7 protein-coding genes and 1 riboswitch are annotated in these 7,001 nt (G+C 49.1%); of the genes, 3 read left to right on the forward strand and 4 right to left on the reverse strand.

The features are described 5' to 3' along the window. The first annotated feature begins 33 nt into the window (after positions 1–33). The 3 genes from AC58UX_RS10250 to queF all read left to right on the forward strand — a co-directional run bounded on the left by AC58UX_RS10250 (position 34) and on the right by queF (position 2,645). Entirely contained in the window at positions 34–1,044 is a 1,011-nt protein-coding gene (locus AC58UX_RS10250; RefSeq protein WP_497252057.1) for a Gfo/Idh/MocA family protein, read from the forward strand. After that, the gene (locus AC58UX_RS10255) at positions 1,041–2,027 is read left to right on the forward strand and encodes a Gfo/Idh/MocA family protein (RefSeq protein ID WP_497252059.1); all 987 of its coding nucleotides are present in this window, start codon (positions 1,041–1,043) and stop codon (positions 2,025–2,027) included. The genes AC58UX_RS10250 and AC58UX_RS10255 overlap by 4 nt, the downstream gene beginning before the upstream one ends. Before the next feature lie 63 nt (positions 2,028–2,090). Beyond that, positions 2,091–2,134, forward strand: a riboswitch (PreQ1 riboswitch). A 10-nt stretch (positions 2,135–2,144) separates the two neighbouring features. Then, positions 2,145–2,645 carry a preQ(1) synthase gene (queF, locus tag AC58UX_RS10260; RefSeq protein WP_497252061.1) on the forward strand — a complete coding sequence of 167 codons (501 nt, stop codon included), beginning with the start codon at positions 2,145–2,147 and terminating at the stop codon, positions 2,643–2,645. A 97-nt stretch (positions 2,646–2,742) separates the two neighbouring features. On the opposite strand, the gene AC58UX_RS10265 is transcribed toward queF, so the two are convergent. The 4 genes from AC58UX_RS10265 to sdaAB all read right to left on the reverse strand — a co-directional run bounded on the left by AC58UX_RS10265 (position 2,743) and on the right by sdaAB (position 6,758). Continuing rightward, entirely contained in the window at positions 2,743–2,988 is a 246-nt protein-coding gene (locus AC58UX_RS10265; RefSeq protein WP_497252063.1) for a hypothetical protein, read from the reverse strand. 52 nt (positions 2,989–3,040) lie between these two features. Then, positions 3,041–5,098 (reverse strand): molybdopterin oxidoreductase family protein, encoded by a 2,058-nt coding sequence (locus tag AC58UX_RS10270; protein ID WP_497252065.1) that lies wholly within the window; start codon positions 5,096–5,098, stop codon positions 3,041–3,043. A gap of 92 nt (positions 5,099–5,190) precedes the next feature. Further along, complete coding sequence (sdaAA, locus tag AC58UX_RS10275) at positions 5,191–6,081, reverse strand: L-serine ammonia-lyase, iron-sulfur-dependent, subunit alpha (protein WP_497252067.1); 891 nt, start codon at positions 6,079–6,081, stop codon at positions 5,191–5,193. After that, a complete protein-coding gene (gene sdaAB, locus AC58UX_RS10280; RefSeq protein WP_497252069.1) occupies positions 6,078–6,758 on the reverse strand; it encodes an L-serine ammonia-lyase, iron-sulfur-dependent subunit beta in 681 nt (226 codons plus the stop codon). The genes sdaAA and sdaAB overlap by 4 nt, the downstream gene beginning before the upstream one ends. Between the last annotated feature and the right edge of the window lie 243 nt (positions 6,759–7,001).

Below are 7,001 nucleotides of genomic sequence, written 5' to 3' on the forward strand. Positions count from 1 at the left end.
AATATGAAAGATGAAACGGAGGAGTTAAGTAGCATGAAAGTAGCCATAGTTGGTTGCGGGGGGATGGGGAACGTACACGCCCTCGGTTACATGAATATCCCAGATGTGCAATTGGTAGGCGTCTGCGATCTGGATGTTAGTTTAGCACAAGAGCTTTCCCTTAAAACGGGAGCGAAAGCATACACCTCCTTCGAGGACATGCTCCGCGACACGGACTTCGATATCCTCAGCGTGACAGTACCGAGCTATTTACATAAAGAATTTACACTGAAGGCAGCGGAAGCTGGCAAGCATGTCATTTGTGAAAAGCCGCTAGCTTTACATCTTGGTGATGCCGCAGAAATGATCCGTAGCTGTGAGCAGCATGGGGTTCGGCTTTTTGTCGGACATGTGGTCCGATTCTTTCCTGAATACGTTCAAATGAAGCAAGCGATTGATCAAGGGAAGCTAGGACGCGTTGGTGTAGCCCATGCCAAACGTATTGGATCTCACCCAGGAAATGCTCGACCTTGGTTTAGCGATTCAGAGAAAAGTGGAGGCGTTATTGCCGATCTCATGATCCACGATATCGACTTCTTACGTTGGGCGCTCGGTGAAGTAAAATCTGTCTACGGCTTGAACCGAACTGTGAATGGGATCGATTACGCATTGGTTACGCTGCTATTTGAAAGCGGAGCTGTCGCGAATCTGGAAGCTTTCTGGGGCTATCACGGTCCGTTCCAAACCGCGGTGGAAATCGCAGGCAGCAAGGGCATCGTTCGCAGCGATAGTCTGAAGAGCAGCTCCCTGCAAATTGTCAAAGCTCCTTCCGAAGCTGAAGGCCGTCGTTTTGCAGAAGTGCCGCAAAGCCCAGGGTACGCAAGTCCTTATGATATAGAAATAGCGCATTTTATTAAGTGCATTCAAGAAGGCTCAGAGCCAGTTGTCACTGCGCGCGATGCCTATAAAGCGTTAGAAATTACGCTAGCTGCGATAGAATCTGTCCAAACAGGTCAATCTGTTCAGCTGCTACAGAGCTCAAAGATCGGAGTGGAAACACCATGAAAAAATTAAAAATCGGAATGATTAGTTTTGCTCATGGCCATGCCTACTCATATTTAAATGCACTGAGGGCTTTGGCCAATGTTGAAGTTGTCGGCTTTTCTGACGAAGTTCAAACCCGCGTCGATAAAGTCATCAGCCAATATGAACTCCCTTATTACGAAAAGTATGAGGATTTGCTTGCTACAGATGTGGACGCGGTTGTGATCTGCTCCGAGAATTCCCGTCATGCTGAGATCACAATTGCAGCGGCGAAGTCTGGTAAGCACGTGCTTTGTGAAAAACCACTCGGCATCTCCCTTGCTGAAATGGAAGCAATGATTGCGGCTTGCCGTGAGGGCGGCGTTCAGCTGATGACCGCATTTCCTTGCCGCTACTTGGCATCCGTGATTAAAGCGAAAGAAGCCATTGATCAGGGCCAGATTGGCGAAATTTTAGCCATTAAGGGAACCAATCGCGGCTCACTTCCTTCCGGCTGGTTTCTTCAAGCCGAGCTATCTGGCGGCGGAGCCCTTTTAGATCATACGGTTCACGTCATGGATTTAATGAATTGGTTTACCCAGTCTGAGGTGAAAGAAGTCTATGCCTATGCGGCTACATTATTTCACGAACAACTGGACATTGATGATACCGGGATGATCCATGTTAAATTCGCAAACGGTGTTGTTGGCGTATTGGACACAAGCTGGTCGCGTAACCCCGCCTTCCCTACTTGGGGAGATGTCACCATGACGGTTGTTGGTACCAAAGGAACCCTATCCATTGATGGTTTTGCACAAAAGAATGACCTCTATAGTCTAGAGAATGGGAAAGGCATCTGGAATTTCTGGGGAGACTCCATGGATGATTATCTAGTGAAATCATTCGTTCATGCCTTGTTGAATGGCGAACAGGTTCCGATTACAGGCGAAGATGGCTTGCGTTCCACGATTGTCGCCTTGGCAGGTTACAAATCTGTTGAGCTAGGGCAACCCGTTTCCTTGTAAGGAATTATTCCCATCGATCATAAAGATGCAATTTGCTGCTGAGTATGGTACATTTTTTTTTAGAATGAAGAGGTTCGCAAACTCCCTCTCTAAAAAACTATGAAATGAGGATTTACCATGTCAGCAGGAAGAAGCAAAGAAGATTTGAAAGAGATTACACTTTTAGGTAATCAAGGCACCAAGTACATTTTTAGCTATGACCCCACCGTGCTGGAAGCATTTGACAATAAGCATCCCAATCGTGATTATTTCGTAAAATTCAACTTCCCTGAGTTTACGAGCCTATGTCCGATCACGGGTCAACCCGATTTCGCAACTCTTTACATTTCGTATATCCCGGAGATCAAAATGGTGGAGAGCAAATCTCTAAAACTTTACTTGTTCAGTTTCCGTAACCATGGTGATTTCCACGAGGATTGCATGAATATTATTATGAATGATCTCATCAACTTGATGAATCCGCGCTATATCGAGGTATGGGGCAAGTTCACGCCTCGCGGCGGCATCTCCATCGATCCATACTGCAACTGGGGTCAACCAGGTACGAAGTACGAGGCTATGGCAGAACATCGCTTGATGAATCATGATCTATATCCGGAGAAGATTGATAACCGTTAAAAAGAAGAAAAGCTTGGTCAAGCCCCTTAAATTGCAGGGGATTGATCAAGCTTTTTTTTAATCTTATTAACCGCGGATTACCGATTTCCCACAACAATTAGTACAACGGCTGCGGTGGAAACACGGGCGGGTACGGCTGTGGACATTGCGGGTATGGCAAAATATCTCTCACTTGATTGAACGTATAATGCTTTGTAGCAAATTGCGTATGGTATAAATATTCAATTACGTAAATCGAGCCGCCTTGTACACTGCACAGAATACCAGATACGCCGGTACCATCCATCAGGGATATTCCAACGGGTCTGCCGATGAGGGCGTAAGCTTTTTGCTCAATAGGCATCAGTCATCATCTCCTAATGTACCCTATGCGATAACGCGCCTATTGGTTCAAGCTACTTCAATTTTTCTACGCCTACCCGTCCCGAGAAAAAGGTAGCCCCTCCGCCCATATCCGCAACGCGATCCGGCGTTAGCACATTTACGCGAGTTTTGCTGCCTGGTGCATCAGCCCAAAGCCCTTGACTGACGACAACACCGCTTCGCACGTCGCGACCAGCCACAACAACTAGCTCACATTCTCCCCGCTCGTTCCACACACGTGCAAAATCGCCGCTGGCCAAGCCCAGAGCAGTTGCATCGTCTTCATGCATATGCAGCTTCGGCGTTTTTTCCATACGAACATGCTTCTCATTATGCGCAAAGGTTGAATTTAAGAAGTTATGATTCGGCGCCGGAATGAACATAAAAGGTAAATCGCTGTCTTCGGGAAGCGGCACATAGGTCGGTAGCGCTGGAAAGCCCTTACTCTCCATTTCCGCCGAGTACAGTTCGATTTTGCCGCTAGGGGTCCGCAGTTTCCCGGGAAATAAGGGCAGTGTCGCTGCCTTCATAAAACCGGAATCCAACAAAGCATCGAACGAAATATCTGCTAAAGCTGGATTTCCAGGATGATTCAATGCCTGACGAACCATGTCCTCATCACTGTCCCTCAGCGCCTCGTCCTCGTAGCCCATCTTCTCCGCGAGCAGCCGGAATACGTCAACATTCGCTTTGCTCTCGCCATAAGGCTCGATCACAGGCAGCTGAAGATGCACATAGTGATGCCAGTAGGAGCGATAGAAGTCTGTATTTTCAAAAGATGACGTCGCTGGCAGCACAATATCCGCATACTTGGCTGTCTCGGTGAGGAACAAATCATGCACGACGGTGAATAAATCCTCCCGCTCCAGCCCTTCTTTGACTTTATTCGCATGGGGGGCGACCAACGCAGGATTGGAATTATACACGTACAACGCGTGGATCGGCGGATCTAGCTCGAGCAAGGCACTGCCAAGCAGGTTCATATTAATGAGACGCGCTTCCTTCGCACGCAAATCAGGCCGTTGCAATGCCGGAAGATTATGCTCTAGATAAGCGCCATTTCCTTTGATCGCGCCGCCGCCAGGATGCAGCCATTGGCCCGTTAATGCTGGCAAACAAGCGATAGTCCGCACACACATACCGCCGTTATCGTGATGCTGAATCCCATTCCCAATTCGGATAAAAGCAGGCGAAGTCTGGCCATACAGTCGAGCAAGACGATAAATGTCCTCCACAGGCACACCTGTAATCTCGGATACGCTGGTGGGATCGTATTGCTTAACATGCTCTCTAAGTTCCTCGTGCCCAACGGAGTATTGGTGTAAGAATGCCTCATCCGTCATCTGCTCAGCGAACAGAATATGCATCATACCAAGAGCCAGAGCCGCGTCCGTGCCAGGTAAAATAGGAATGAACCAGTCCGCCCAGCGGCCTGTTTGGTTCTTATGCGCATCAATCACGATGATTTGTGCGCCATTTTTGCGGGCTTTCTCCGCCAGCATCACCTGATGCATATTCGTGCTGACGGCATTGATGCCCCACATGATGATCAGCTTCGCATGTACCGTATCCTCAGGATCGGTGCCATAGCTGCCGCCCATCGTATATTTGTAGCCTTCGGTGCCGGCTGATTCGCAAATCGAATACTGCAAGCGGCTGGCTCCCATCCGATGGAAAAAGCGGCGATCCATGCCTTCCGTCCCGATCCGTCCCATATTGCCATAAAAGCTATAAGGTAAGATGGATTCTGGCCCTTCCGTGCCGATCAGTTCTTTCCAGCGAGTGGTGATCGTGTCCAATGCCTCCTCCCAGGATATGCGTTGGAAAGAGGCCTCTTCCCCCTTGGGGCCAACACGTTTCATGGGATACTGTAATCTTTTATCATCGTAAAGACGTGCCGTCATGTTGCGAACTTTATTACAAATAGCTCCCTGTGTCACGGGGTGATCGGGGTCGCCTTCTATTTTAACAATTTTCCCGTCTTCTTTATGAAGCAGCAAACCGCACTGATCTGGACAGTCTAGGGGACAGACAGCTGGAAAAATGCCTTGTTGTTGTTCGGTCATTGTCATCGTCATGGTTGTGCGCATAGTCTTCTTCCTTTCCACTTCAATATGACTACTATATACCGAAATGGTCGGAAGTGAAAACAAAAAGCCTGCGGCTTAGTCGCCCACAGACTTCACGGTTGCTTTTTCTTCCCTAGGTTCAATTCCTTCATAATCTTCCGACCAGTCGGCGTCTGAGCTAAGCCGCCTTTTGCTGTCTCCCGATGCTTCTCTGGCATCGCCGTGCCCACCTCGTACATAACTTGGACGACCTCGTCGGAAGGAATAACCGACCGGACACCCGCCAAAGCCATATCAGCTGCGGCCATGGCATTTACCGCGCCGAAGCCGTTGCGAACGATGCACGGGATTTCTACAAGACCTCCGACAGGATCGCAAATCAGTCCGAGCGTGTTTTTCAGCGCAAGCCCGACTGCATGCATCGCTTGCTCCGGTGTGCCGCCGCGCAGCTCAACGAGTGCGCCAGCAGCCATCCCAATGGCTGAGCCGACTTCCGCTTGGCATCCGCCTTCGGCACCAGAAACGAAAGAATTGTTGGCGATCACATACCCGATGGCCCCGGCACATAGCAACCCTTTGACCAAATGATCATCCTCCCAGCCAAAACGCTGCTGCGAACTAATAAACACCCCTGGAATGATCCCGCATGAACCAGCTGTCGGCGTAGCAATGATCCGCCCCATCGACGCGTTGACTTCCGAGACGGCAAGGGCATAGGCCATCGCTTTACAGGCTTCTTCACCGAGTGATGCTTCCGTGGTCGTGAGATAGGAGGCTACGCGCTGAGCGTCCTTCCCTGTTAATCCGCTACGTGAGGTCGTGTCTTCGGTCAACCCTTTGGTCACGGCCTCTTTCATAATTTGATAATACGCTCGCATTTTGCCAAACACATACTCCGGCGGCTTTCCTGACTCATGACTTTGATCAGCCAGCATCACTTCCGCAATCGTCAAGCCTTCCGCCGCACAAACGTCAGCTAGTTGCTTTAATGTCCGGAATCTCATTCGTCGCCTCTTTCTGCAAGATCCACTTTTCTAACGTCGGTGATCATGTTTAGACGTAAAAGCTTCTCAACAAGCTCATCTGAGATAGCGGCATCCGTCTCGATAACCGTCATCGCTTCTTTATTGCGCCCTTTTCGGTCCAAATCCATGAATCCTATATTGATTAGATTGCTTCCTAATAATGTGGTTATATCTGCGATCATTCCTGGCCGATCATGATGGGAGATAACCAATGTCGGATAATTCGCAGTGAATTTCACGTCAAATTGATCCACATTAATAATCTCAACATTGCCGCCTCCGATCGAAGCCCCCCTCATGCTAACTTTCCGCAATTCTGCGGTAAGTACAATCCCCACCGTGTTCGGATGATCGGCTTTATCTTTACTAATGTGAAAAGCAACAGTTACACCTAACGCTTCCGCTTCTTCGGCCGCTTGAGGAATACGAGGATCATCCGTTTCAAAATCCAAAATCCCCCCGATCAATGCGAGATCCGTACCATGCCCGCGATACGTATCGGCGAATGACCCGTATAGCGTGATTTCCGCTTTCTGCGGAAGTTCGCCAAGGAGCTGCCTCGCCACGCGGCCTAACCGAATCGCACCAGCAGTATGCGAGGAGGAGGGACCAATCATCGACGGACCGATGATAGAAAAAACATCTTTAAAACGCATCACACAGCGCCCCAATCCTAAGGTCTTACTTCCTATCTTCTCCTATTGTATGAGTGAGGATATATAAAAGACAAGTCTTTAAATTGTCCTTTTAAACTTTTTTTGGCTAGACGAGCGGCGGAGGAGGATGTCAGGGAGCTGGCTAGGGGTTGGGTTGGGTTGGGTTGGGTTGGGTTGGGTTGGGTTGGGTTGGGTTGGGTTGGGTTGGGTTGGGTTGGGTTGGGTTTGGTTTGTTGTGTGTTG

This window comes from Paenibacillus sp. J22P90 (assembly GCF_059692195.1).

Excerpts from the sequence above, each read along its gene's own strand:
- queF (WP_497252061.1), top strand. The coding sequence starts at position 2,145 with ATGTCAGCAGGAAGAAGCAAAGAAGATTTGAAAGAGATTACACTTTTA.
- AC58UX_RS10250 (WP_497252057.1), top strand. The coding sequence starts at position 34 with ATGAAAGTAGCCATAGTTGGTTGCGGGGGGATGGGGAACGTACACGCC.
- AC58UX_RS10270 (WP_497252065.1), bottom strand. The coding sequence starts at position 5,098 with ATGCGCACAACCATGACGATGACAATGACCGAACAACAACAAGGCATT.
- AC58UX_RS10255 (WP_497252059.1), top strand. The coding sequence starts at position 1,041 with ATGAAAAAATTAAAAATCGGAATGATTAGTTTTGCTCATGGCCATGCC.
- sdaAA (WP_497252067.1), bottom strand. The coding sequence starts at position 6,081 with ATGAGATTCCGGACATTAAAGCAACTAGCTGACGTTTGTGCGGCGGAA.
- sdaAB (WP_497252069.1), bottom strand. The coding sequence starts at position 6,758 with ATGCGTTTTAAAGATGTTTTTTCTATCATCGGTCCGTCGATGATTGGT.
- AC58UX_RS10265 (WP_497252063.1), bottom strand. The coding sequence starts at position 2,988 with ATGCCTATTGAGCAAAAAGCTTACGCCCTCATCGGCAGACCCGTTGGA.